The sequence below is a fragment of the Phaeobacter sp. CC-HEC084 genome (assembly GCF_059429255.1).
On the sequence record NZ_JCAIJQ010000002.1, the window covers coordinates 1,494,827 to 1,517,573 of the forward strand.

The window sequence follows — 22,747 nt, forward strand, 5'->3', positions numbered from 1 at the left end:
GAACGGGGAAACGGATACCCCACAGGAAAAAGCCCCCTCCGATACGGAGGGGGCGAGTTTCGCCAATCAGGCTCATTAGTGTACCGCCCGCGTTTTTTTGCCTGGGCCTTCTTGGCGTCCAGGGCGAGCGCACTCGCCCCCGATCTGGTCTCAGCTGCAGCCCGAAGTGGCGCCGCAGGTGTTGCATTTCATGCAGGTGCCGTTGCGCACCAGCGTGTAGTTGCCGCATTCACCGCAGGCCTCGCCCTCGTAGCCCTGCATCTTGGCCTTGGTGCGAGCGTCCATGCCGGTCACCGTAACCGAAGCCGTTTCCGTCACCGTTGCGCTTTCAGTCACCTCCGGCACCAGTGTTTGCAGCGCAGTCACCGGGTCAGCACCGGTGCCAAGCGGCGCGATCCCGTCCAGCACGGTCTGCCCGCCGTTCAGCACCACCAGTTCCTGCGGCAGACGCTTGCGCAAGTACCCGGTCGAGGAGATCTGCTTCAGCACCTCCAGCGAGCGGGTTGCGGCGCTTTCGCTCAGCTCGGTGACGTTGGAGACGCCCTCTTCCTCACCGCGACCGATATCATCGAATGCGGGGCCTTCGGGTTTCACGTGCGCGAGGTCGGTGCGATCCAGGTAGCTGACCGCCAGTTCGCGGAAAACATAGTCGAGGATCGAGGTTGCGTTCTTGATGCTGTCGTTGCCCTGCACCATGCCCGCCGGTTCGAACTTGGTGAAGGTGAAGGCATCGACGAACTCTTCCAGCGGCACGCCATATTGCAGGCCAACAGAGACGGCGATGGCAAAGTTGTTCATCATCGCCCGGAAGCCAGCGCCTTCCTTGTGCATGTCGATGAAGATCTCGCCAAGGTTACCGTCTTCATACTCGCCGGTGCGCAGGTAGACCTTGTGCCCGCCGACAACCGCCTTCTGGGTATAGCCCTTGCGGCGCTGGGGCATCTTGGTGCGGTGCGATTTCACCACTTCCTTGATGACCACTTTTTCGACGATCTTCTCGGCCAGGGTGACGGCCTTTTCCTGCTGGCTACCGCTTTCCAGGATCTCCGCCGCCTCATCGTCGTCCTCGACCAGCGCAGCCGCCAGCGGCTGGCTCAGCTTGGACCCGTCACGATAGAGCGCGTTTGCTTTCACACCCAGCGACCAGGACAGCTCATAGGCCTTCTGGCAGTCTTCGATGGTGGCATCGTTGGGCATGTTGATCGTCTTGGAGATCGCGCCCGAGATAAAGCTTTGCGCCGCCGCCATCATGCGGATGTGGCTGTCAACGCTCAGGTAGCGCTTGCCCTTCTTGCCGCAGGGGTTGGCGCAATCGAAGATGTGATAGTGCTCTTCCTTCAGGTGCGGCGCGTTCTCCAAGGTCATGGTGCCGCAGACGTGATCGTTGGTCGCCTCAATATCGGCCTTGGTAAAGCCCAGGTGACGCAGCAGATCAAAGGTCGGGTCGTTCAGCTTGGTCGCCGGGATGCCCAGAACACCGGTGCAGAACTCTTCGCCAAGGGTCCATTGGTTGAACACGAAACGCACATCAAAGGCGCTTTCCAGTGCGGCGTCGATCTTGGCCAGCTCGTTGGGGCCAAAGCCGTGACCGGCCAGCGAGGTATGGTTGATCCCCGGCGCATTGCCGATGGTGCCGTGGCCGACCGCATAAGCAACGATTTCTTCGATCTGGGCCGAGGTATACCCGAGCCCTTCCAGCGCGGCAGGCACCGAGCGGTTGATAATCTTGAAATAGCCGCCACCGGCCAGTTTCTTGAACTTCACCAGGGCAAAGTCGGGCTCGATCCCGGTGGTGTCGCAATCCATCACCAGGCCGATGGTGCCGGTCGGGGCAATCACGGTGGCCTGCGCGTTGCGGTAGCCGTGCTTCTCGCCCAGTTCCAGCGCCTCATCCCAGGCACCCGCGGCCAGATCGGTCAGGCGTGCATCGGGGCAGTTTTTCAGATCCAGCGGCACCGGCGGCACCGCCAGCCCTTCATAGCCGGTTGTCTTCCCCTGGGCGGCGGTGCGGTGGTTGCGCATCACCCGCAGCATGTGGTCGCGGTTCTTTTCAAAACCAGGGAACGGGCCCAGCTCGGAGGAGATTTCGGCCGAAGTGGCATAGGCAACGCCGGTCATTATGGCAGTGAGCGTGCCGCAGAGCGCGCGGCCTTCGTCGCTGTCATAGCCATAGCCCATGTTCATCAAGAGACCGCCGATATTGGCATATCCCAGACCCAGCGTGCGGAAGTCATAAGACCGCTGCGCAATTTCCTTGGACGGGAACTGCGCCATCATCACGCTGATTTCCAGCGTCAACGTCCACAGGCGGCAGGCATGCATGTAGTCCTCGGCCTGGAACTCACCGTCCTTGAGAAAGGTCAGGAGGTTCAGCGAGGCCAGGTTACAGGCGGTGTCGTCCAGGAACATATACTCCGAGCACGGGTTCGATCCGCGGATCTCGCCATCTTCGGGGCAGGTGTGCCAGTCATTCACTGTGTCATGGAACTGGATACCCGGATCGGCACAGGCCCATGCGGCGTGGCCGACCTTCTCCCACAGATCACGCGCCTTGACGGTCTTGGCGACGCGGCCATCGGTGCGGTTGATCAGCTCCCACTCGGCATCTTTCTCAACCGCGTGCAGGAAAGCATTGGTGACGCGGATCGAGTTGTTGGAGTTTTGACCCGAAACCGAGGAATAGGCATCGCTGTCCCAATCGGTGTCATAGGTCGGGAATTCGATCGAAGTGTGCCCCTGCTTGGCGTAATCCAGAACCCGTTTGATATAAGTCTCCGGGATCGCGACCTTTTTCGCTTCGCGGATGGCTTTCTTCAGCCCCTCGTTCTTGCTCGGCTCATAGGCGTCTGCCTCCAGACCGTCCCATTCGCGGATCGCCGCAAAGATGCCGTTCAGCATCTGCTCGTGCATCTTCGAGCCAGCAACGATCGAGGCAACTTTCTGCTCTTCGATCACCTTCCACTGGATGAAATCCTCGATATCTGGGTGATCCGCATCGACGATGACCATCTTGGCCGCGCGGCGGGTGGTGCCACCGGATTTGATCGCGCCGGCTGCCCGGTCACCGATCTTGAGGAAGCCCATCAGGCCCGAAGATTTGCCACCACCGGACAGAGGCTCGCCTTCGCCGCGCAGATGGCTGAAGTTGGTGCCGGTGCCGGAGCCGTATTTGAACAGGCGCGCCTCGCGCACCCAAAGATCCATGATGCCGCCGTCGTTTACCAGATCGTCGGACACGGACTGGATGAAACAGGCGTGCGGCTGCGGATGTTCATAGGCGCTGTCGGATTTGGTCAGCTTGCCGGTCTTGTAATCGACATAGTGGTGGCCCTGCGCGGGGCCGTCGATGCCATAAGCCCAGTGAAGCCCGGTGTTGAACCACTGCGGCGAATTCGGCGCCGCGCGCTGGGAGGCCAGCATATAGCGCATTTCGTCGTAATAGGCGCGGGCGTCTTCCTCGGTCGAGAAATAGCCGCCTTTCCAGCCCCAGTATGCCCAGCCACCGGCAAGACGGTCAAAGACCTGTTTGGAAGAGGTTTCACCAACAAATTCAACATCATCGCCATCGGGAACCGACCGCCACAGGAATTCTGGCACGCCCTTTTCGCGGACTTTTTTCAGGCGGGACGGAACACCGGCTTTGCGAAAGTATTTCTGGGCGATGACATCACTGGCAACCTGGCTCCATTCAGCCGGAACTTCGATGTTTTCGAGTCGGAAGACAATGGTCCCGTCAGGATTTCGAATTTCGGATGTAGCCGAGATGAAATCGAGGTCCGCATATGCGTCCTGACCAGATTTGGTGTACTTCCGTTCGATCTTCATGCTCTGCCCCTTCGCATTAGCTCTGTCCCGTCTTTTTGTTGGCCACGTCGCGGCGCAGCCTTGCCATGAAGAAACACAGAAAACAGGCGGCAACTGCTGTCAGAAGCGTGCCAGGGAGCCCTACACCGGCCCCGGTCCTTGGAATCTCTACTAGTGTTTAGTCTTGTTGCAGCGCCCAAAGAACATACAAGATTTAGTGGCGAAGCAACCGGCACCCACAATTTGGCGTAATCACGCCGTGAGGGTCAACGCAAAATTTACCACTTAGATACCATTTTTTTGGTTGACCGGTGAAATCGGAAACGCTCGTGGTTCGCTTCATCGATTCACCAACTGCACCCGCGGGCTGACCGAGCTGCCAACACCACTTCGGCAGCCTCGTATTTTTTTGCGAAACACTAATGGTTTGCCGCAAACACCTTACTCACGGCCCCTCCACCACTTCCTCGGCGACTCCACTAACACCCGCGGGCGGTCCACTTCCGAGACATGGCAGCGGACTTTTTGCGCCGACCTGCCACGTTGCACGAAGCGCACAGTCTATCTGCTGAAATCCTGTGCCAAGTTAGGCAAAACCCAGCTGCAGGTGGCGCCAGTTCGCGTCACATGGTTAATAATCGGTTAACACAAGATTTGGTAGCCACCAACATTTCGGGGTCACATTTTGCGCGATTCTAACCATCGCCCCGATCACATCTAAGTGAGATCTGGGTCCCTGATCGCTCTTTCAGTGAAACTGGCTGCTTGCACGCCCGCCTTGGACTTGACCGCCAAAGGACGTCACCCTGACCGGGCCAAACCGATCAGAGCTGGGATTTTTATAAGTGGAAAGTGGTCGGGGCGGCGAGATTCGAACTCACGACCCCCTGTACCCAAAACAGGTGCGCTACCAGACTGCGCCACGCCCCGGACCGTGCGCTTTCCTAGCGGTGTGAAACGGATTTGAAAAGCCCTAACAGGGCCAAACAGACGTATTAGAAGAAAAAACTTCGTGCCGCATCTGGGTGCCCGGCCCAATGCCATATCGGCGCGCCAAACCACCATTGATTTCCAGTACCGCAAACACCCGGTCGCCGCCCGGAATGGGGGTCAGATCATGGGGAATGGCATTGGAATGCACCGACGTCACCACGCCGGTTTCATCGAGGAATATGATATCCAGGGGGATCAGCGTGTTCTTCATCCAGAAAGCCGCCCTTTGAGGATGCTCGTAAACAAACAGCATCCCCGCCCCGCGCGGCAGGTCCTCACGGTGCATCAGCCCCATTGAACGGCTGTCGACAGTATCGGCAATCTCAACAGAGAAGGACGCCTGCCCCCAATCGCCGCGAAGATCGACACGATCCAGGGCGCAGGTCTCCTGTGCCTGTGCAATACCTGCACCAAGGCACAGTATTATGGCGGCACCCCAGCGGACAATTCCAGAGGCGCGCACCGACATGATCTTATTCTTCTTCGGATGCGGTTTCGGAAATGGCCGCTTCCCAGGCCTGGACCTCTACCGCCATGCAGCCCCGCCGACCGCTGATTGATCGCATCGCGATTGCCTCGCCCGGCTGGAGATCCGCAAGACCCGACTGGCGCAACACCTCGACGTGCAAGAAGACATCATCTCCGTAGCCGAACAGGTTGGCAAAGCCAAAGCCCTTGCCCTTGTCGAACCACTTCACACGCGCCGGGCGCAACGGAAGTGTTTTCAGCTCCTCGATATCCATATCGACAAAATCGCTGAGAACCGGCGCGTCATCCCGCGCCGGAGGCACGATTGCGACAACCTCCACAGCCTGAACGCCGCGCTCCGTCGCGTGGGTCAGAACGGTTACGCTGGACCCGTCCGCTACCGAGCTCTGCCCGAAGTTACGCAGGACATTCACGTGCAACAGGATGTCGGGACCACCCTCGTCGGACACAACGAAGCCATACCCTTTGGTCGGGTCAAACCACTTCACTATGCCCTGGATTTGCCTGAGACTGCTTTGATCGTCTGCCACTTATCTCGTCCACCGCGTCGTATTTGATTTCTCGATGCTTGATGCGCGATTTTCGCATATGAGTTCAAGTTAAAAAAATTCCCCATTATCACGAAAATGCTATTTTATGCTTAACCCATTAAGGGTTTAGCCGCACCACACTCCATTCGTCATCCGGCGTATTTCGGCGCCAGACAAATCGGTCATGCAGCCTGAAAGCCCCATCTGCCCAGAATTCAATTTCGCTCGGAACGATGCGAAATCCGCCCCAGAATGGCGGCCGGTCTGGGTTCGGGCCTTTCGTGGCCGTGATTTTTGCAACCTCTGCCATCAGGGCCGAACGGCTCTGCAATGGGCGCGATTGCCGCGAAGCCCACGCCCCGAGCCTGCTTTTCAGCGACCGGGAGTGGTAATACTCGTCTGCCTGCGGACCGTCTTCGCGTGTCACATGACCACGGACACGGATCTGGCGACGCAGGCTCTTCCAATGTAGCACGAAGGCGGCCTTGCCGGACTGCTCCAGCTCCTGCCCCTTGGCGCTTTCGTAGTTAGTGAAGAAGACAAAAGCGCCATCTTCGATTTCCTTGAGCAGCACCATGCGGACATTCGGCATGCCATCAGCATCCACCGTCGACAGCGCAATCGCATTCGGATCATTGAGCTCAGTCTCTTCGGCCTCCGCGAGCCATGCCCGCGCAAGTTCAAAGGGGTTATCCCCCGCAAATAATCCCGACCGCTCTGACATGGAAACCTCTTCTTAACTGTGCGCGCCAATCTATGCCGCCTTGGTTGGGCATACAAGCCAAGGTGGCTGCGGATTTATGCGTATAAATATGTGCGGCCATGCAGGCCGACATCCAAAACGGGCCGCAAAACTGACAATGCGCCTCAACCGGTACTCTCTTGATGCAGCGGCCCGAGCATATTAAAGGTCCTTCAGTTCATATTTTACAGGCGGAGAACCTGCATGCCCAGTCAACTGCTGTCCGGCAAACGTGGCCTTATCATGGGCCTGGCCAACGACAAATCCATCGCATGGGGGATCGCCAAGGCCTGCGCCGATGCCGGTGCCGAACTTGCCTTTTCTTACCAGGGCGAAGCCCTGAAAAAACGCGTTGGCCCGCTCGCCGAACAGCTGAACAGCACCATCGTTCTGCCCTGCGATGTATCCGATGAGGCGTCGATCGACGCCCTGTTTGAGAGCCTCGAAAAAGAATGGGGCAAGCTGGACTTTGTCGTGCACGCCATTGGTTTTTCTGACAAAAACGAACTGCGCGGCCGCTACGTTGATACCAGCCGTGACAATTTCCAGATGACCATGGATATCTCGGTCTACTCCTTTACGGCTGTTGCCCGCCGCGCCGAGAAACTGATGTCCGAGGGCGGCTCGATGCTCACCCTGACATATTATGGTGCCGAGCAGGTTATGCCTCACTACAATGTGATGGGCGTTGCCAAGGCCGCGCTCGAAGCATCGGTCAAATATCTGGCCGAAGATCTTGGAAAAGACGGCATTCGCGTAAATGCGATTTCCGCTGGTCCGATCAAAACGCTGGCCGCCAGCGGAATTGGCGACTTCCGCTACATTATGAAATGGAACGAATACAATTCGCCGCTGCGGCGAAATGTTACAACCGAGGACGTCGGTAAATCCGCTTTGTATCTTTTGTCGGACCTCGGATCGGGCGTGACCGGGGAAAATCTGCACGTGGATGCTGGTTATCACGTTGTCGGCATGAAAGCCGTGGACGCCCCCGACATTACCAAATAAACGAACTGCCCCGGGCCTGTGCTGTTTTTATTTTGAATGGTGCGCCCGGGGCTATATCAACGACGCACTCGTCAGACCAACACTGGTATCGTGCCTGCTATGCAGCCCGGCACATGACACCGCATCAGACGCTACAATTGCCGGAGCAAATCGCAAGATGACCGACCGCCTGCCGCACGAAAAAGGGTTTCACATCAGCTGGGATCAGATCCACCGGGACAGCCGCGCGCTGGCCTGGCGGCTGGACGGTCAGGGACCTGACGGTGGCGCATGGCGTGCCGTGGTCGCGATCACCCGTGGCGGCATGGCCCCCGCGATGATCGTCAGCCGCGAGCTGGATATCCGCACCGTCGATACGATCTCGGTGAAATCCTACCACCACCAGGACCAGGGTGAGGCCGTGGTGCTGAAAGCACCCGACGCCGAGCTGGTGGGCGATGGCGAAGGTATCCTGATCATCGATGATCTGGTCGACAGCGGCAAAACCCTTGAACTGGTGCGCCAGATGTATCCCAAGGCGCATTTTGCCACGGTTTATGCAAAGCCCAAGGGCCGCCCGATGGTGGACACCTTTATCACCGAGGTCAGCCAGGACACCTGGATCTTCTTCCCCTGGGATATGGCGCTGCAATACGTCGAGCCCTATCGCGGCAAGGACTGACGCCGCCCCGCCCCGTGCGCGGGACGGACCGCAGCCGATTTTCAAAACACCATGAATGCGCGCCCCTGTTGGAGGCGCGCTTTTTCTTGAGCCTGCCGCGAGGGCGTGCCACAGATAAGGCCCGAATACGCCTGCCCTGGCAGGGCCTTGCGACAACAGGATTGACTGCATGCATATCTCCCGCACCGAAGCGACCTTTTGTTCTCCGATCGTCGAGTCCCGGCGCTGGACCGAAGGGGTCACTTTTCCGCCGTCGCGCCCCCTGATCAACGTCAGTCAGGCCGCCCCGGCAGATCCGCCGCCCACGGGCTTGCGGCAGGCCATCGCCGATGCGGCCCTGAATGAAACCGACGCGCATCTATATGGCGCCGTTTTGGGCCGCAGCGAGCTGCGTGCAGCACTGGCGGCACAGATCTCGGAGCATTATAACGGCACCGTTGGCGCAGCGCAGGTCGGTATTACCTCTGGCTGCAATCAGGCCTTTGCCGCTGCCATCGCCGCCCTTTGCGGCGAAGGGGACGAGGTGATCATCCCGGTGCCTTGGTATTTCAATCACAAAATGTGCCTCGATATGGCAGGTGTCACAGCGGTTCCGCTGCCGGTAGGTGCTGATATGATGCCGGATCCGCAGGCCGCGGCCCAGTTGATCACACCCAAGACGCGGGCCATCACGCTTGTCACCCCCAACAATCCCACTGGCGCCGAATACCCCTCGGGCCTCGTGCAGGACTTCTTTGACCTGGCCCGCAAACATGGGCTGGCACTGATTCTGGATGAAACCTACCGCGACTTTGACAGCCGCGAAGGGGCGCCGCACGACCTGTTCCAGACCCCGAACTGGGACGAGACGCTGATCCATCTGTACTCCTTCTCCAAGGCCTATCGGCTGACCGGTCACCGGGTTGGAGCGATCGCGAGTTCTGAAGAGAAATTGTTCGAAATGGAGAAGTTTCTCGATACGATAACGATCTGCCCTGCACAGCTTGGACAGATCGGCGCGCTTTGGGGACTTGAAAACCTCCAGTCCTGGCTCGCGGGGGAACGGTTGGAGATTCTGGACCGCAAGGCGGCGATCGAAGAGGAATTCCCCCGCCTTGCCGAGAAGGGATGGAAGCTGTTGGGCTGCGGTGCCTATTTCGCTTATGTGGAACACCCCTTCGAGGAAGCCTCGTCCGAGCTGGCCAAAAAGCTGGTGCAGGACGCGTCGGTCCTGATGCTGCCTGGCACGATGTTCATGCCCGAAGGCGATCCGGCAGGCAGCAAGCAATTTCGCATCGCCTTTGCCAATGTCGACCGGGCCGGGATCGTCTCCCTGTTCGACCGGCTTTGCGCGTTTCACCCCTAACGCTACGCTGCGACACCCGAAACCAACAAGCCCGGCACAAGATCTTGCTCCTGTACGGGCGGCAGCGTATGCAGAACACGATTATGACACAGGCACCCTGCCCGCAGCGCCCATCCGGCGCAAAGGGAGCGGGCAACAGGTACGAATGAGGGCACAATGGCCGCAGGCATGAAAAATCTTTCCAGAACCTTTGTTTGGATCCTGATGGGGATGCTGATCGTCGGCCTTGCCGGTTTTGGTGCGGTCAATTTCACCGGCTCGATGAGCGCGGTTGCCTTGGTGGGCGACGAAGAAGTCACCGTCGACGCCTATGTGCGCGAGTTGCAGCGCGAACAACGCGCCATGCAGGCCCAGACCGGTCAGGCAATGCCGATGTCGCAGCTGACCGCAATGGGTTTGGATCAGGTTGTGCTCGGGCGACTGATCACCCTCGCCGCCATTGACAATGAGGTCAGCAAGCTGGGCATCTCCATCGGGGATGAAAACCTGCTGTCCGAACTGACCAAGGTCTCCTCGTTCCAGGACTCCAGCGGCCAGTTCGACCGCGAGACCTACCGCTTTACCCTCGACAACGCCGGTTTCACCGAAGCCGAGTTCGAAGACGACCTTCGCCGCGAGGCCTCGCGCACGCTGGTCCAGGGCGCCATCATGTCCGGCACCAAGATGCCCGAAGTGATGAGTGACACGCTGGTGTCCTATATTGGCGAGCGCCGCAGCTTTTCCTACGTGCAACTGTCATCCGACGATGTGCTGCTGACGCAGGAGATGCCCGATGACACTGCGCTGCGTGCCTTCTATGACGACAATATCGCGGATTTCACCCTGCCGGAAACCAAATCCCTGACCTACGCGCATCTCAGCCCCGACATGCTGCTGGACACCGTTGAGGTCGACCAGGAGGCGCTGCGTGGCCTTTATGAAGATCGCGCCGATCAATACCTGATCCCGGAACGCCGTCTGGTGGAACGCCTTGTCTTTGCGGACAATGACAGCGCCGCAAGCGCCAAGGCACAGCTTGACGTGAGCGGCACGACTTTTGAGGTCCTGGTGCAGGATCGCGGTCTGGCCCTGTCGGACGTGGATATGGGCGATGTGACCGAAGCTGACCTCGCGGATGCAGGCGCTGAAGTATTTGCTGCAGAGGTCGGCGATGTTGTTGGCCCGCTGCCATCGGATCTTGGCCCAGCACTCTACCGGGTGAACGGCCGCCTCGAAGCCCGCGAAACCAGTTTTGAAGAGGCCGAAGCCGAGCTGCGCGCCGAATTGGCGGCAGACCGCGCCCGCCGAGTGATTGAGCAGCAGGCCGAATCCATCGAGGACATGCTCGCTGGTGGCGTCACGCTGGAAGAACTGCCGGATCAGACAGACATGCAGATTGGCACCCTCGGCTGGACCGGGCTCAACGCCGAAGGCATCGCCGCATATGACGGCTTCCGCGAGGCCGCAGAGGCCGTGACGGTTGATGATTTCCCCTCGGTCGCCTTCCTTGAGGATGGTAGCCTCTTTGCTCTGCGGCTCGACGAAGTCCTGCCCCCGCGCCCCGAGCCCTTCGAAGACGCTCGGGACAAGGTACTTGCCGCCTGGAACGAAAACCGGACAGCAGAGGCCGTAAACAACCTGGCACAGGATCTGCTGAAACAGACCGAGGCAGACGGAGCCTTCCCCGAAGGCTACGACGTGCAGACCGAGACGGCGCAAACCCGCACCGCCTATATCGACACCACCCCGGTCGAGATGATGATCGAGGTCTTCGAAATGAACCCGGGCGAGCTGCGCACCGTGTCCGGGGAAGGCTCCACCGTGGTGCTGCGTTTGGACGAGGTTCTGCCTGCAGAGGACACCAGCGAGGAAATGCAGATGCTGGCCAACGCGATGCAGACCCAGCTGGATCAGGCATTGTCGCAGGCGCTGTTCGAAGCCTTCGCGCAGGACGCACAGCTGCGCGCCGCACCGCGTGTTGACCAACAGGCCCTGAACGCGGTTCAGGCCAATTTCCAATAAGCGCGCATAGATCAATCAAGGCACCTGACGATGGCTCTGACCCCGGATTTCGACACTTTCGCCGCCGCCTATGAGGCGGGAGAGAACCAGCTGGTCTATACCCGGCTGGCGGCTGACCTCGACACGCCCGTGTCGCTGATGCTCAAGCTGACGGGCGCCCAGAAGGACGCCTTCATGCTGGAATCGGTGACCGGTGGCGAGGTGCGCGGCCGTTACTCGATCATCGGCATGAAACCCGATTTGGTCTGGCGCTGCCGCGGCACGACATCTGAAATCAACCGCTCGGCCCGCTTTGATCCCGAGGGTTTCGAAGCGCAGCCGGGCGCGCCGCTGGACAACCTGCGCGCGCTTCTCGCCGAAAGCCGCATCGACCTGCCCGACGACCTGCCGCAGGCCGCGGCCGGGCTGTTCGGCTATCTTGGCTATGACATGGTCCGGCTGATCGAACATCTGCCGGACGTCAATCCCGACCCCCTTGGCCTGCCCGACGCGGTGATGATGCGCCCTTCGGTGGTCGCGGTTCTGGACGGCGTCAAAGGCGAGGTGACCGTGGTCTCCCCGGCCTGGACCGGAGACGGGAAATCGGCCAAGGCCGCTTATGCGCAGGCCGCAGAACGGGTGATGGACGCGGTGCGCGATCTGGAGCGCGCCATGCCCGCAGAGACCCGCGATCTCGGCGATGCGCACGAGGTGGCCCCGCCGGTCAGCAACTTCAGCAAATCCTGCTATATGGAAGCGGTGGAAAAGGCCAAGGAATACATCCGGGCCGGCGACATCTTTCAGGTGGTGCCCGCGCAGCGCTGGAAGCAGGACTTCCCGCTGCCGCCGTTCACGCTTTACCGCTCTTTGCGGCGAACCAACCCGTCGCCCTTCATGTTCTATTTCAACTTCGGTGGCTTTCAGGTGATTGGCGCCAGCCCCGAAATTCTGGTCCGTGTCTTTGGCAAAGAGGTCACCATCCGCCCCATCGCCGGCACCCGCCCGCGCGGCGCAACACCGGAAGAGGACAAGGCGCTGGAGGCCGATCTTCTGGCCGACAAGAAAGAGCTGGCAGAACACCTGATGCTGCTGGATCTGGGCCGCAACGATACGGGCCGCGTATCAAAGATCGGCACTGTGCGCCCGACGGAAAAGTTCATCATCGAACGCTACAGCCACGTGATGCATATCGTATCGAACGTGGTGGGTGAGCTGGACGAGGACAAGGACGCGCTGGATGCGTTTTTTGCGGGCATGCCGGCTGGCACGGTGTCCGGCGCGCCAAAGGTGCGCGCGATGGAAATCATCGACGAGTTGGAACCAGAAAAACGCGGCGTATACGGCGGCGGTGTCGGCTATTTCTCGGCCGGGGGCGACATGGATATGTGTATCGCCCTGCGCACGGCCATCGTGCAGGATCAGACGCTCTATATTCAGGCCGGTGGCGGTGTGGTCTATGACAGCGATCCCGAGGCCGAGTATCAGGAAACCGTGCATAAATCGAACGCGATCCGCCGCGCTGCTGCGGATGCCGCGCGTTTTACCGGCAGCCGCAACAGCTGATAACATCAAAGCACTCCGGAGCGCGGGGAAGCATAAGCGACCCCGTGCCCCCGGGCTCTGCCCCGTGCGTGTCTATTACGGGTTATTCTGCCGTTGCAGCCAGATTGGCGCGCAGACTGGCCGAAACCGGCGCCAGCGCCACCCGGCTGGCCCGGTCCTGCAGCCCCCACAGCAACAGTGCTGAAATCGTATCGGGCTGCAGCCGCCCCAGCATGATCACTGCACCTTCCTGACCGGCCCGGAAGGCCGCCTGATCCAGAAAGCGGCGAATGGCACGCGGGTTCTGACCGGCGCCATCGAAATCCCGGAACACCACGCCGGACGGCACGCCGTCGCGCAGCGCCAGTTTCTGCACGGTATTAAGGCCGCTGTTCTGCAGCACCAGCCCGTATCCCCCGGTCCGCGCCACATCCGACACCTGATCCGCCAGCGGCCTGTTGCCCTGCACGCCAGTCTCGACGCCTTCCAGAATTCCCAGCGCCTGCGGCACCCGGTCCAGCCAGACCTCCATCGCAGTCTCCGCGTCCTGCGGCATGGCTTCGCGCGGCAGATCCGACAGGATCAGCACCTCAAAGCCCGCGGCCCGGCGCGCGGTCATTTTCTCAGTCGCCCTGGGATCTTCGGGATCGATAGCGAAGCTCAGCGGATAGGGGAAATCGACCAGCGCCTCAGCGCCGACGGATGTTTCATCATCGATGAGGACAATCGACATCAAGGGCCGCCCATCGCTGCCAGCGAAGGGTTCGGAATAGGCATCAAACGGCTGCTGCGTGGTTTCAGCGCCCGCCGCAGAGGTCTCTTCGCTGTCGCGTTCGGTCAGCGGCACCACGCGGGTTCCGATCTGCGGCGATTGCGACGCGCGGCTTCCGTCTGCGGTTGGCAGCGCGGCGATCCGACCATTTTCCGGCGCATCTTCCGTCTCGGCCTCCTCGGCGGGCGGCATGTCTTCTTCCGGCTCCGCCTCGACGACCTCAGGCTGCTCAGGCGCGGGTTCGGGGGTGGAGAAGGCAATCACCGGCGGCGTGGTCGGATCCGGGGCGCTGCCCAGTTGCGGAACCGGCACCGCAGCGCCTTGCTCCAGCTGAACCGTCTCGGGCGCGCCCTGCGGCGCCGTCATTTCAGGCGCGGCGCCAGGCGCCGGGCTGTCAGCCGGGCTCTGCCCCACCTCTGCCGTGGTGTCCGGCGCCTCGGGTGTCGGCGCCGGGGTCATGGACACCTCGACACCGTCGTCGCTCTCTGCTGTTTCGGGCAACATTGCAGGCTCAGCCCCGCCAGCAGCTGTTTCCGCCTCGGACGGGGCCTCGGGTACATCCGGCAGATCAGCCTCGCCAGAGCCGCGCACATCGCCAGCAGGTCCGACTTCGGGACGGGCAGCCGGTTCGGTATCCAGAGAGGTCAGGTCATTGAGGTCATCCGCAGGCGCCGTTTCAGGTGCTACCGGCGCGGCCTCGACCAGATCGGCGTCGGGTTGCGGCGTCTCTATGGGCGCCAGCGCGCCCGATTGAGGCACAGTGGCCTTTTCCGGTCCCGTGGCGCTGACGTCGACCTGCCGCGGCAGCGGGGTCGACAACGACCACATGGCAGCGCCGCACACCGCCACCAAAGCTCCGATACTCACGCCTCCCAGAAAGCCACGCATGCCCGCTCGCCCTTTATCCTTGTGTCCGGCCTGGCCATCAGGACCAGCGGGGCGTCAGCCTGTCGCCACTGCCCCGCCGAGCCTTCAAAAACGCGCCGCGCTCTTGACGCTGCCTTGCAAGCCTGAACATGTATGTCGCAACAACTATACTGCGGCGCAAGCCCTGCCCGCCACCCATAAAAGAGCCTGCCAAGATGTTGCTGCTGATCGACAACTACGATTCCTTTACCTACAACCTTGTGCATTATCTGGGCGAGTTGGGGGCTTCGATGGAAGTACGCCGCAACGACGCGCTGGATGTCGAGGCCGCTCTGGCCCTGCGCCCCGCCGGGATCCTGCTGAGCCCCGGCCCCTGCGATCCGGATCAGGCCGGGATCTGCCTACCGCTGACCCTTGCTGCGGCAGAGGCCGGTATTCCGCTGCTGGGCGTCTGCCTTGGCCACCAAACCATCGGACAGGCCTTTGGCGGCAAGGTCGTGCGCTGCCACGAAATCGTGCATGGCAAGATGGGCGCAGTGCATCATCAGGGCAAAGGCGTCTTTGCCGGGGTGCCCTCTCCGTTCCAGGCGACGCGCTATCATTCGCTGGTGGTGGATCGCGACAGCCTGCCCGACTGCCTTGAGATCACAGCAGAGCTCGAAGACGGCACCATCATGGGGCTGCAACATCGGGAACTGCCGATCCACGGGGTACAGTTTCACCCGGAATCGATTGCCTCCGAGCACGGCCATACCCTGCTGAAGAACTTCCTGAATGACATGAAGGTGCCCGCATGAGCGACCAGATGAAGCCGCTGATCGACGCCGCAGCCGACCGCCCGCTGACACGGGCCGAGGCCGAGCAGGCCTTTACCCTGCTGTTCGAAGGCGAAGCGACCCCCAGCCAGATGGGCGGTTTGCTGATGGCCCTGCGTACCCGCGGCGAAACTGTCGATGAATATGCTGCTGCCGCTGCCGTGATGCGGTCAAAATGCAATCCGGTGAAGGCGCCCGAGGGCGCTATCGACATCGTCGGCACTGGCGGTGACGGCAAGGGCACGCTCAATATCTCGACCGCGACCGCATTCGTGGTCGCTGGTGCAGGCACGGTTGTCGCCAAACACGGCAACCGCAACCTCAGCTCAAAATCCGGAGCGGCAGATGCGCTGGGGCAGATGGGCATTCAGGTTATGGTCGGCGCAGAAGTGGTTGAAAAGTCACTGAAAGAGGCCGGAATTGGCTTCATGATGGCCCCCATGCACCACCCTGCGATCGCCCATGTCATGCCCACCCGGCAGGAGCTTGGCACCCGGACGATCTTCAACATCCTCGGCCCGCTCACCAACCCTGCGGGCGTCAAACGCCAGCTGACCGGGGCTTTCTCCCGCGATCTGATCCGTCCCATGGCGGAAACCCTTGGGCAGCTTGGCTCTGAACGGGCCTGGCTGGTGCATGGCTCGGACGGGACCGACGAGCTGACCATTACCGGCGTTAGCTGGGTCTCCGCGCTCGAAGAAGACGGCAGCATCCGCGATGTGGAACTGCACCCCGAGGACGCGGGCCTGCCGGTCCATCCGTTCGAGGATATCATCGGCGGCACGCCGGAAGAGAACGCGATTGCCTTCCGGGCACTGCTGGACGGGCAGCCTTCGGCCTATCGCGATGCCGTCCTGCTCAACAGCGCCGCCGCGCTGGTGGTCGCCGGAGACGCCGAAGACCTGCGCGAAGGCGTCGCCAAGGCGGCCTACAGCATCGACAGCGGCGCTGCACGGGATAAGATCGCAACCGTTGCGCGGATCACCTCCGGGGGCAACTGATGCCCCTGCCTGGTGGTCTTGGCGCCTGGTCCGACCTGCCGTTTTTTCAGCGCGACTGGCCCACAATAGAGGCTGCGCTGGCGGCAGAAACGCAGCCGGTTCTGCCCCCTGCGGCGCAGCGTTTTGCTGCGCTGGAGCTGACCCAGCCTGCTGACACCCGTGTGGTCATTCTGGGGCAGGATCCCTATCCGACCCCCGGCCATGCCCATGGGCTGGCCTTTTCAGTGGAACCGGACGTTGCGCCCCTGCCCCGATCACTTGGCAATATTTTCAAGGAGTTGCAGAGCGATTTTGGTGCAGTGCCCACCACGGGCGACCTGCGCAGCTGGGCGCGGCAAGGGGTGCTGCTTCTCAATACCGCGCTCAGCGTACCGGCAGGCGCCGCGAACGGGCACAAGGATCTGGGATGGCTATCCCTGATCGAGGAGGTGCTGGCGCGCACATCGCAGCGCCCCACGGCCTATGTGTTTTGGGGAAAACAGGCACAAAGGCTTGAAAAACACCTGAATCCGGGCGATCACCTGATCCTGAAGACCGCGCATCCCTCGCCGCTTTCGGCGCGGCGCGGCTTCTTCGGATCCCGGCCGTTTTCGGCAATAAACACATGGCTGCGCGCGCGCGGCGAAGCGCCCATCGACTGGGCCAGCTGACTGGAGGCAACGCGATGACAGAAAACGTGCTCGACAAGATCAAGGCCTACAAGCTGGAGGAAGTCGCCGCCGACAAGGCCGCCGTGCCGCTGACCGAGGTCGAAGCCATGGCTCGCAACGCGTCTCCGGTGCGCGGATTTGCAAATGCGCTGCTTGGGGCGAGCCGCGAAGGCTACGGTCTGATCGCCGAAATCAAGAAAGCCAGCCCTTCCAAAGGATTGATCCGCGAGGATTTCGACCCCGTGGCGCTGGCAGAGGCGTATGAACAGGGTGGCGCCACCTGCCTGTCCGTGCTGACCGATACGCCCAGCTTTCAGGGCGCCAAATCCTTTTTGACCGAGGCGCGTGACGCCTGCAGCCTGCCCGCGCTGCGCAAGGATTTCATGTATGACACCTATCAGGTGGCCGAGGCACGCGCGCTTGGCGCCGATTGCATCCTGATCATCCTTGCCTCTGTCAGTGACGCGCAGGCGGCCGAGCTGGAAGACTGCGCCACCGAATGGGGCATGGATGTTCTTCTGGAGGTGCATGATGCCGAGGAACTGGAGCGCGCCTGCGCGCTGAAGTCGCCCCTGATGGGAATAAACAACCGCAATCTCAAGACCTTCGAGACCACTCTGGACACCACGCGTGAGCTGTCGCGCATGGTTCCCGCAGATCGCACCATCGTCTGCGAAAGCGGCTTGTTCACGCCGCAGGATCTGTCGGACATGGCCCGCTATGGCGCCCGCAGCTTCCTGATCGGGGAATCCCTGATGCGTCAGGAGGACGTTGCCTCCGCAACCCGCCACCTGCTCGCCAATCCCCTGACACCGGGAGCGATGTGATGCCCCTGACGCATTTTGACGGCAAGGGTGACGCCCATATGGTCGATGTCTCGGACAAGGCAGTGACCGCGCGCATCGCCACCGCCGAAGGCCACATCACCATGGCCCGGGAAACCTTTGATATCATTTCCGAAGGCCGCGCAAAAAAGGGCGACGTTCTAAGCGTCGCCCGGCTGGCTGGCATCATGGGCGCCAAGAAAACACCCGAGCTGATCCCGCTCTGCCATCCGCTGCCGGTGACCAAGGTAGCGGTTGAGCTGACCCTGGACCCCGATCTTCCGGGCGTGCGCATCGAAGGCACCGTCAAGACCACCGGCCAGACCGGGGTCGAGATGGAAGCCCTGACCGCAGTGTCGACTGCGGCGCTCACCGTCTATGACATGGCCAAGGCCGTGGACAAGGCGATGGAAATCGGCGGCATCCGCGTTACGCTGAAAGATGGCGGAAAATCAGGACGGTACGAGGCTTAAATGATCTCAGTCAGCGAGGCACGCGCGCATCTTCTGGAGCTGGTTTCCCCGCTTGGAACCGAACTGGTCCCTCTCGCTGAGGCTGCGGGCCGGGTTCTGGCCGACGACGTCGCCGCCCGCCGGGATCAACCGCCCTTTGCCGCATCGGCGATGGACGGGTACGCGGTAAAATCTGCCGAGGTCGAACTTCACGCCATGTTCAAGGTGATCGGCGAAGCCGCCGCCGGCCACGGATTTGACGGCACCGTCGGCGCGGGTCAGGCGGTGCGTATCTTCACCGGCGCACCGATCCCCGACGGAGCCGATTTCGTCGTCATTCAGGAAGACGTCACCGCAAAAGGAACCCTGATCACCATCACCGACGCACCCGGCGACAATCCCAACGTTCGCCCCCGCGGTGGTGATTTCAAAAACGGCCAGACCATCTCGGCGCCGCGGCTACTGACACCATCTGACATCGCCCTCCTCGCTGCGATGAATATTGCCGAGGTCCCCGTTGCCCGCAAACCCGATATCGCCCTGATCTCCACCGGGGATGAATTGGTGATGCCCGGCAGCACTCCTGGACCGGATCAGATCATCGCCTCCAACACATTTGGATTGAAGGCAATGCTGGAGGGTCTGGGCGCACAGGTCCGGATCCTGCCCATCGCGCGGGACACCCACAGCTCTCTGCGCACCGCCTTTTCGCTGGCCGAGGGCGCTGATCTGATCGTCACCATTGGTGGCGCCTCGGTTGGCGATCATGATCTGGTTGGCGAGGTTGCCGCCAACCTTGGCATGGAGCGGAGTTTCTACAAGGTGGCGATGCGCCCCGGCAAACCGCTGATGGCTGGCCGCCTTGGCACCTCTGCCATGGCCGGACTGCCAGGTAATCCAGTGTCGGCCATGGTCTGCGGACATATCTTCCTGGCACCGATGGTGCGGGCGATGCTGGGGCTGCCGCCCTTGCAAGAGGTTATTCTATCCGCGCCGCTGGCGGCACCGCTGGGACAGAACGGTCCGAGAGAGCATTACATGCGCGCCACCCTGACGGATGACGGGCAGATCCGCGCGTTCGAGCGGCAGGACAGTGCGCTGCTGACGGTACTGGCAGAGGCCGACGCCCTGTTGATCCGCCCGCCGCATGATCCGCCCCGCGAGATCGGCGAAACAATGTCCTATCTGCGCTTGATCTGATGTTTCCGGCGCCGGGACGGCTGCCGTATCCCAATCGTCTCTCAGGTTGACCGCACCTGCGGTCTGCCCGCGCGCCACACGCCCCTTGCCCCTTGTGATCCCCCGGCCGTTCGGTGCGTCGCCACAACGCCACCGGGAAATTCGCATGGGGTCCGTTGACACAAAACGGGAACATGACTAGAACAAAGGGAAACATGGCAAAGCGTCATAGGGCGCAGAGGGGCGGACATGCTGACCAAGAAGCAATTGGATTTGTTGGAATTCATTCACACGCGTCTGCAAAAGGACGGTGTCCCGCCCAGCTTTGATGAAATGAAGATCGCACTGGATTTGCGGTCGAAATCCGGCATCCACCGCCTGATCACTGCTTTGGAAGAACGCGGTTTCATCCGCCGCCTGGCCCACCGCGCCCGCGCCATCGAAATCCTGCGTCTCCCTGACAGTATCAGCGGCGGATCCACCGAAACGAGCACGGATCGCTCCGCCAGTGCAGATGCGGGACCGGCTGCGGCCAACACCGACCGAGCGATTGGCTCCGCGATGGACTTGCCCGTCATGGGGCGCATCGCTGCAGGTGTACCGATTGAGGCAATCAGCCAGATGGCCAGCAAGGTGACTGTGCCCAGTTCGATGCTGACCTCATCCGGTAGCCACTACGCCCTTGAGGTGCGCGGCGACTCGATGATCGACGCGGGGATCAACAACGGCGATATCGTGGTGATCCGCGAAACCGACACGGCGGACGATGGCGACATCGTGGTCGCCTTGGTTCAAGGGCATGAAGCCACGCTGAAAAAGATCTATCGCCGCAACGGCGCGATTGAACTGGAGGCCGCCAACCCGGCTTATGAAACCCGCGCCTACCCCTCCGATCAGGTCGAGGTGCAGGGGCGGCTGGTTGGCTTGATCCGCAGCTACTGACCGCCCGCACCGCTGTTTGGTGGGCGGAGTGTCGGCCAGTTGTTGTATGCGGCGGACACCGGCCCGGTTCGGATGAGCCGTACCAATCGCGGTCAATGGCCCTAGCGGGTCCAGATGCGCTGCCCTGACAGGTCCCTCGCCGTGGTCAATTTGCCTTGCTGATCGATCGCAATACTGCCCATGCGCCGCAATTGCTGTAGCCCCAAAATGATGCAGCCGCCCTCCGGCTTCAGATCGACCGTCGACACTAGAATCTCCCTCTCGGCACATGAGGTCAAACGCTCCGCAGCCCTGCTGCCTACCGCATGCACCAGACTGTAGGGACCAACCCTGGCGCGGCGAAGGCTCGGGTCGTTGCCCTGAGACCGCCAGCGGTTTGCGGCAATGACCTGTCTGACGGGATCTCCGTCATTTTCCAGCCAGACCCGCGCCGCAAAGCCCTGCGCCTTGCTGCGGGACAAGGCCCGGCCCTCTGGCCCCATTACCCCGACCAAGCCGCCATTCGATGAAATCAACGCAAGCGGCCGCGTGTCTTGCGACCAAAGCGCGAAGGCCAGTGCAACCGGCATCACCCCGAGAAGGCGCAAACGCCCCTGCCAGATCAATAGGAACACCCCGACGACCGAAAGCAACGGCAACACCCACTGCCCCGGCTGCATCACCGTGCCCTCTGCTCCCGGAAGCTCCGCAACCGCGCGGGCGACGGTCAGGATCCAGTCAATGCCCGCTCCCATCACCGCCAGGCCGAAGCCCTCCAAACCGAGGGGCAGCAGGCAAAAGGACAGAACTGCGGCGGGCACCACAACAAGGCCCATCACCGGCACCGCGAGCAGGTTGGCCAGTAGCCCATAGTGCGACAGGGTGTTGAAATGCGCCGCGCCAAAGGGCGCCGTGGCCAGCCCAGCCACCAGCGAGGACAAAACCAAGGCGGCCACAGGGCGCAGCCATTTTGGCCCGAGGGTAAGACCGCCATCCCGGATCGCCCCAAACACCCCCACCAGCGCGGCCGTGGCAGCAAAGCTCATCTGGAAGCCCGGGCTGAGCAGCGTTTCGGGGCGCCGTAACAGAACCAGAACCGCAGCAATGGCAACCGCGCGCAAGGATATCGCCCGCCGGTCCAGCAGCACCGCGACAAACATCACCGCCACCATGATAAAGGCCCGCTCGGTCGCGACATTTCCCCCGGACAGCGCCAAGTATCCGCCCGCCGCCAGCAAGGCCGCAGCCGCTGACAGTTTCTTCACGTTCAGTCGCAGTGCGATGGGCGGCACCATGCACAGGGCAAACCGCAAAGAAGCAAAGACAAATCCGGCCACCAGCCCCATATGAAGACCGGAAATGGCGAGCAAATGCGCCAGATTGCTGGCTCGCAAATCCTGCAACGTTGACTGACTGACACCGCTGCGGTCGCCGGTGGTGATGGCGGCGGCGATGGCGCCGGTCTCACCGGGCAGCCGCTGGCGCAGCGCCAAAGACAGGTCCCGCCGCAGCCCTGCCAGCGTTGGCCCCGGCGGGCCGGGATCGAGCGTCAGCACGGCAACGCGGGTGTAGCCATTTGCGCCCAGTTGCAAAAACCAGGCATGGCGCCGGAAGTCGAAACCGCCCGGCTCTGCTGGGCCCTGCGGCGGCATCAGATGTGCGGTGGTGGCCACCCTTGCGCCGGGACCGGGTAACCCGCTGTCCACCGGCACCGAGACACGCACCCGCGCAGGCGTTCTACTCGGCGCTACCTGCTTCAGCCGCACCTGATCCAGCGTAAGACGCAGCATATCGCGCGCCGACCGGTCGATAGTGGCGACGCGCCCCTCCACAGGGCCGTAGTAGCGAAAGCCGAGTACTGGAGCCGCCACAGAATGGGTCCGCCACCCCGCAACCATGAACCCAAGAACACAAAGAAGAACCGCCCGTGCCAGCAATCCGCTGGCGCTGCCCCGCAACGAGAAAGCAGCGCACACTCCACCAAGAACCAGAGCGCAAAGATAGGTCACCGCCTCCGGCTCGACCGGGAGCGCAAAAAAGACCCCTATTCCAAGCCCCAGAAACACCGGCACCCAGGCCAGCAAATGTCCCCTTTGAACCTGTAGCAGCTGGTCCAGGATAGGCATCATACGCATGCTTGCTCCTGACCCTTCGGGTGGGTAGACAGGCAGA

At 61.6% G+C, this 22,747-nt stretch carries 18 protein-coding genes and 1 tRNA gene; 12 read left to right on the forward strand and 7 right to left on the reverse strand.

Annotation, left to right across the window (positions count from 1 at the left end):
* Positions 1-150: 150 nt before the first annotated feature.
* From AC5SSZ_RS07540 to pdxH, 5 genes are all read right to left on the reverse strand, one after another.
* On the reverse strand, positions 151-3,825 hold the full coding sequence (locus tag AC5SSZ_RS07540; protein WP_274836986.1) for a vitamin B12-dependent ribonucleotide reductase: 3,675 nt from the start codon (positions 3,823-3,825) through the stop codon (positions 151-153).
* Positions 3,826-4,657: 832 nt separating this feature from the next.
* Positions 4,658-4,734: transfer RNA gene (locus AC5SSZ_RS07545), tRNA-Pro, on the reverse strand.
* Between the two features lie 43 nt (positions 4,735-4,777).
* On the reverse strand, positions 4,778-5,266 hold the full coding sequence (locus AC5SSZ_RS07550) for a DUF192 domain-containing protein (RefSeq protein ID WP_495437753.1): 489 nt from the start codon (positions 5,264-5,266) through the stop codon (positions 4,778-4,780).
* A 4-nt stretch (positions 5,267-5,270) separates the two neighbouring features.
* Positions 5,271-5,816, reverse strand: coding sequence for a cold-shock protein (locus tag AC5SSZ_RS07555; protein WP_065270167.1), 546 nt, complete (start codon positions 5,814-5,816; stop codon positions 5,271-5,273).
* Between the two features lie 118 nt (positions 5,817-5,934).
* Positions 5,935-6,540 carry a pyridoxamine 5'-phosphate oxidase gene (gene pdxH, locus AC5SSZ_RS07560; protein ID WP_065270166.1) on the reverse strand — a complete coding sequence of 202 codons (606 nt, stop codon included), beginning with the start codon at positions 6,538-6,540 and terminating at the stop codon, positions 5,935-5,937.
* 222 nt (positions 6,541-6,762) lie between these two features.
* Between pdxH and fabI the strand changes: the two genes are divergently transcribed.
* The 5 genes from fabI to trpE all read left to right on the forward strand — a co-directional run bounded on the left by fabI (position 6,763) and on the right by trpE (position 13,115).
* Positions 6,763-7,566 (forward strand): enoyl-ACP reductase FabI, encoded by an 804-nt coding sequence (gene fabI / locus AC5SSZ_RS07565; RefSeq protein ID WP_495437754.1) that lies wholly within the window; start codon positions 6,763-6,765, stop codon positions 7,564-7,566.
* Between the two features lie 157 nt (positions 7,567-7,723).
* Positions 7,724-8,227, forward strand: a complete 504-nt coding sequence (gpt, locus tag AC5SSZ_RS07570) for a xanthine phosphoribosyltransferase (protein WP_495437755.1) — start codon at positions 7,724-7,726, stop codon at positions 8,225-8,227.
* A 169-nt stretch (positions 8,228-8,396) separates the two neighbouring features.
* Complete coding sequence (locus tag AC5SSZ_RS07575; RefSeq protein WP_495437756.1) at positions 8,397-9,572, forward strand: aminotransferase; 1,176 nt, start codon at positions 8,397-8,399, stop codon at positions 9,570-9,572.
* Positions 9,573-9,728: 156 nt separating this feature from the next.
* Positions 9,729-11,573: a peptidylprolyl isomerase gene (locus AC5SSZ_RS07580; RefSeq protein ID WP_495437757.1), complete on the forward strand. Its 1,845-nt coding sequence runs from the start codon at positions 9,729-9,731 to the stop codon at positions 11,571-11,573.
* Positions 11,574-11,603: 30 nt separating this feature from the next.
* The gene (gene trpE, locus AC5SSZ_RS07585; protein ID WP_495437758.1) at positions 11,604-13,115 is read left to right on the forward strand and encodes an anthranilate synthase component I; all 1,512 of its coding nucleotides are present in this window, start codon (positions 11,604-11,606) and stop codon (positions 13,113-13,115) included.
* Between the two features lie 82 nt (positions 13,116-13,197).
* Here trpE and AC5SSZ_RS07590 read toward each other — a convergent pair whose 3' ends face one another.
* A complete protein-coding gene (locus AC5SSZ_RS07590) occupies positions 13,198-14,754 on the reverse strand; it encodes a divergent polysaccharide deacetylase family protein (RefSeq protein ID WP_495437759.1) in 1,557 nt (518 codons plus the stop codon).
* Between the two features lie 194 nt (positions 14,755-14,948).
* Between AC5SSZ_RS07590 and AC5SSZ_RS07595 the strand changes: the two genes are divergently transcribed.
* The 7 genes from AC5SSZ_RS07595 to lexA all read left to right on the forward strand — a co-directional run bounded on the left by AC5SSZ_RS07595 (position 14,949) and on the right by lexA (position 20,596).
* Positions 14,949-15,530: an anthranilate synthase component II gene (locus AC5SSZ_RS07595; RefSeq protein WP_495437760.1), complete on the forward strand. Its 582-nt coding sequence runs from the start codon at positions 14,949-14,951 to the stop codon at positions 15,528-15,530.
* Positions 15,527-16,549, forward strand: coding sequence for an anthranilate phosphoribosyltransferase (trpD, locus tag AC5SSZ_RS07600; RefSeq protein WP_495437761.1), 1,023 nt, complete (start codon positions 15,527-15,529; stop codon positions 16,547-16,549). Before AC5SSZ_RS07595 ends, trpD begins: the two co-directional genes overlap by 4 nt.
* Positions 16,549-17,199 (forward strand): uracil-DNA glycosylase, encoded by a 651-nt coding sequence (locus tag AC5SSZ_RS07605; RefSeq protein ID WP_495437762.1) that lies wholly within the window; start codon positions 16,549-16,551, stop codon positions 17,197-17,199. Before trpD ends, AC5SSZ_RS07605 begins: the two co-directional genes overlap by 1 nt.
* 14 nt (positions 17,200-17,213) lie before the next feature.
* Positions 17,214-18,026, forward strand: coding sequence for an indole-3-glycerol phosphate synthase TrpC (trpC, locus tag AC5SSZ_RS07610; RefSeq protein WP_274828027.1), 813 nt, complete (start codon positions 17,214-17,216; stop codon positions 18,024-18,026).
* Positions 18,026-18,496 carry a cyclic pyranopterin monophosphate synthase MoaC gene (gene moaC, locus AC5SSZ_RS07615; protein ID WP_065270156.1) on the forward strand — a complete coding sequence of 157 codons (471 nt, stop codon included), beginning with the start codon at positions 18,026-18,028 and terminating at the stop codon, positions 18,494-18,496. The genes trpC and moaC overlap by 1 nt, the downstream gene beginning before the upstream one ends.
* Positions 18,497-19,675, forward strand: coding sequence for a molybdopterin molybdotransferase MoeA (locus tag AC5SSZ_RS07620; RefSeq protein WP_495437763.1), 1,179 nt, complete (start codon positions 18,497-18,499; stop codon positions 19,673-19,675).
* Positions 19,676-19,903: 228 nt separating this feature from the next.
* Positions 19,904-20,596, forward strand: a complete 693-nt coding sequence (gene lexA / locus AC5SSZ_RS07625; RefSeq protein ID WP_274832164.1) for a transcriptional repressor LexA — start codon at positions 19,904-19,906, stop codon at positions 20,594-20,596.
* Between the two features lie 101 nt (positions 20,597-20,697).
* On the opposite strand, the gene AC5SSZ_RS07630 is transcribed toward lexA, so the two are convergent.
* Positions 20,698-22,710 carry a ComEC/Rec2 family competence protein gene (locus tag AC5SSZ_RS07630; RefSeq protein ID WP_495437764.1) on the reverse strand — a complete coding sequence of 671 codons (2,013 nt, stop codon included), beginning with the start codon at positions 22,708-22,710 and terminating at the stop codon, positions 20,698-20,700.
* Positions 22,711-22,747 lie beyond the last annotated feature (37 nt).

Excerpts from the sequence above, each read along its gene's own strand:
- AC5SSZ_RS07540 (WP_274836986.1), bottom strand. The coding sequence starts at position 3,825 with ATGAAGATCGAACGGAAGTACACCAAATCTGGTCAGGACGCATATGCG.
- AC5SSZ_RS07550 (WP_495437753.1), bottom strand. The coding sequence starts at position 5,266 with ATGTCGGTGCGCGCCTCTGGAATTGTCCGCTGGGGTGCCGCCATAATA.
- pdxH (WP_065270166.1), bottom strand. The coding sequence starts at position 6,540 with ATGTCAGAGCGGTCGGGATTATTTGCGGGGGATAACCCCTTTGAACTT.
- fabI (WP_495437754.1), top strand. The coding sequence starts at position 6,763 with ATGCCCAGTCAACTGCTGTCCGGCAAACGTGGCCTTATCATGGGCCTG.
- gpt (WP_495437755.1), top strand. The coding sequence starts at position 7,724 with ATGACCGACCGCCTGCCGCACGAAAAAGGGTTTCACATCAGCTGGGAT.
- AC5SSZ_RS07575 (WP_495437756.1), top strand. The coding sequence starts at position 8,397 with ATGCATATCTCCCGCACCGAAGCGACCTTTTGTTCTCCGATCGTCGAG.
- AC5SSZ_RS07580 (WP_495437757.1), top strand. The coding sequence starts at position 9,729 with ATGGCCGCAGGCATGAAAAATCTTTCCAGAACCTTTGTTTGGATCCTG.
- trpE (WP_495437758.1), top strand. The coding sequence starts at position 11,604 with ATGGCTCTGACCCCGGATTTCGACACTTTCGCCGCCGCCTATGAGGCG.
- AC5SSZ_RS07590 (WP_495437759.1), bottom strand. The coding sequence starts at position 14,754 with ATGCGTGGCTTTCTGGGAGGCGTGAGTATCGGAGCTTTGGTGGCGGTG.
- AC5SSZ_RS07595 (WP_495437760.1), top strand. The coding sequence starts at position 14,949 with ATGTTGCTGCTGATCGACAACTACGATTCCTTTACCTACAACCTTGTG.
- trpD (WP_495437761.1), top strand. The coding sequence starts at position 15,527 with ATGAGCGACCAGATGAAGCCGCTGATCGACGCCGCAGCCGACCGCCCG.
- AC5SSZ_RS07605 (WP_495437762.1), top strand. The coding sequence starts at position 16,549 with ATGCCCCTGCCTGGTGGTCTTGGCGCCTGGTCCGACCTGCCGTTTTTT.
- trpC (WP_274828027.1), top strand. The coding sequence starts at position 17,214 with ATGACAGAAAACGTGCTCGACAAGATCAAGGCCTACAAGCTGGAGGAA.
- moaC (WP_065270156.1), top strand. The coding sequence starts at position 18,026 with ATGCCCCTGACGCATTTTGACGGCAAGGGTGACGCCCATATGGTCGAT.
- AC5SSZ_RS07620 (WP_495437763.1), top strand. The coding sequence starts at position 18,497 with ATGATCTCAGTCAGCGAGGCACGCGCGCATCTTCTGGAGCTGGTTTCC.
- lexA (WP_274832164.1), top strand. The coding sequence starts at position 19,904 with ATGCTGACCAAGAAGCAATTGGATTTGTTGGAATTCATTCACACGCGT.
- AC5SSZ_RS07630 (WP_495437764.1), bottom strand. The coding sequence starts at position 22,710 with ATGCGTATGATGCCTATCCTGGACCAGCTGCTACAGGTTCAAAGGGGA.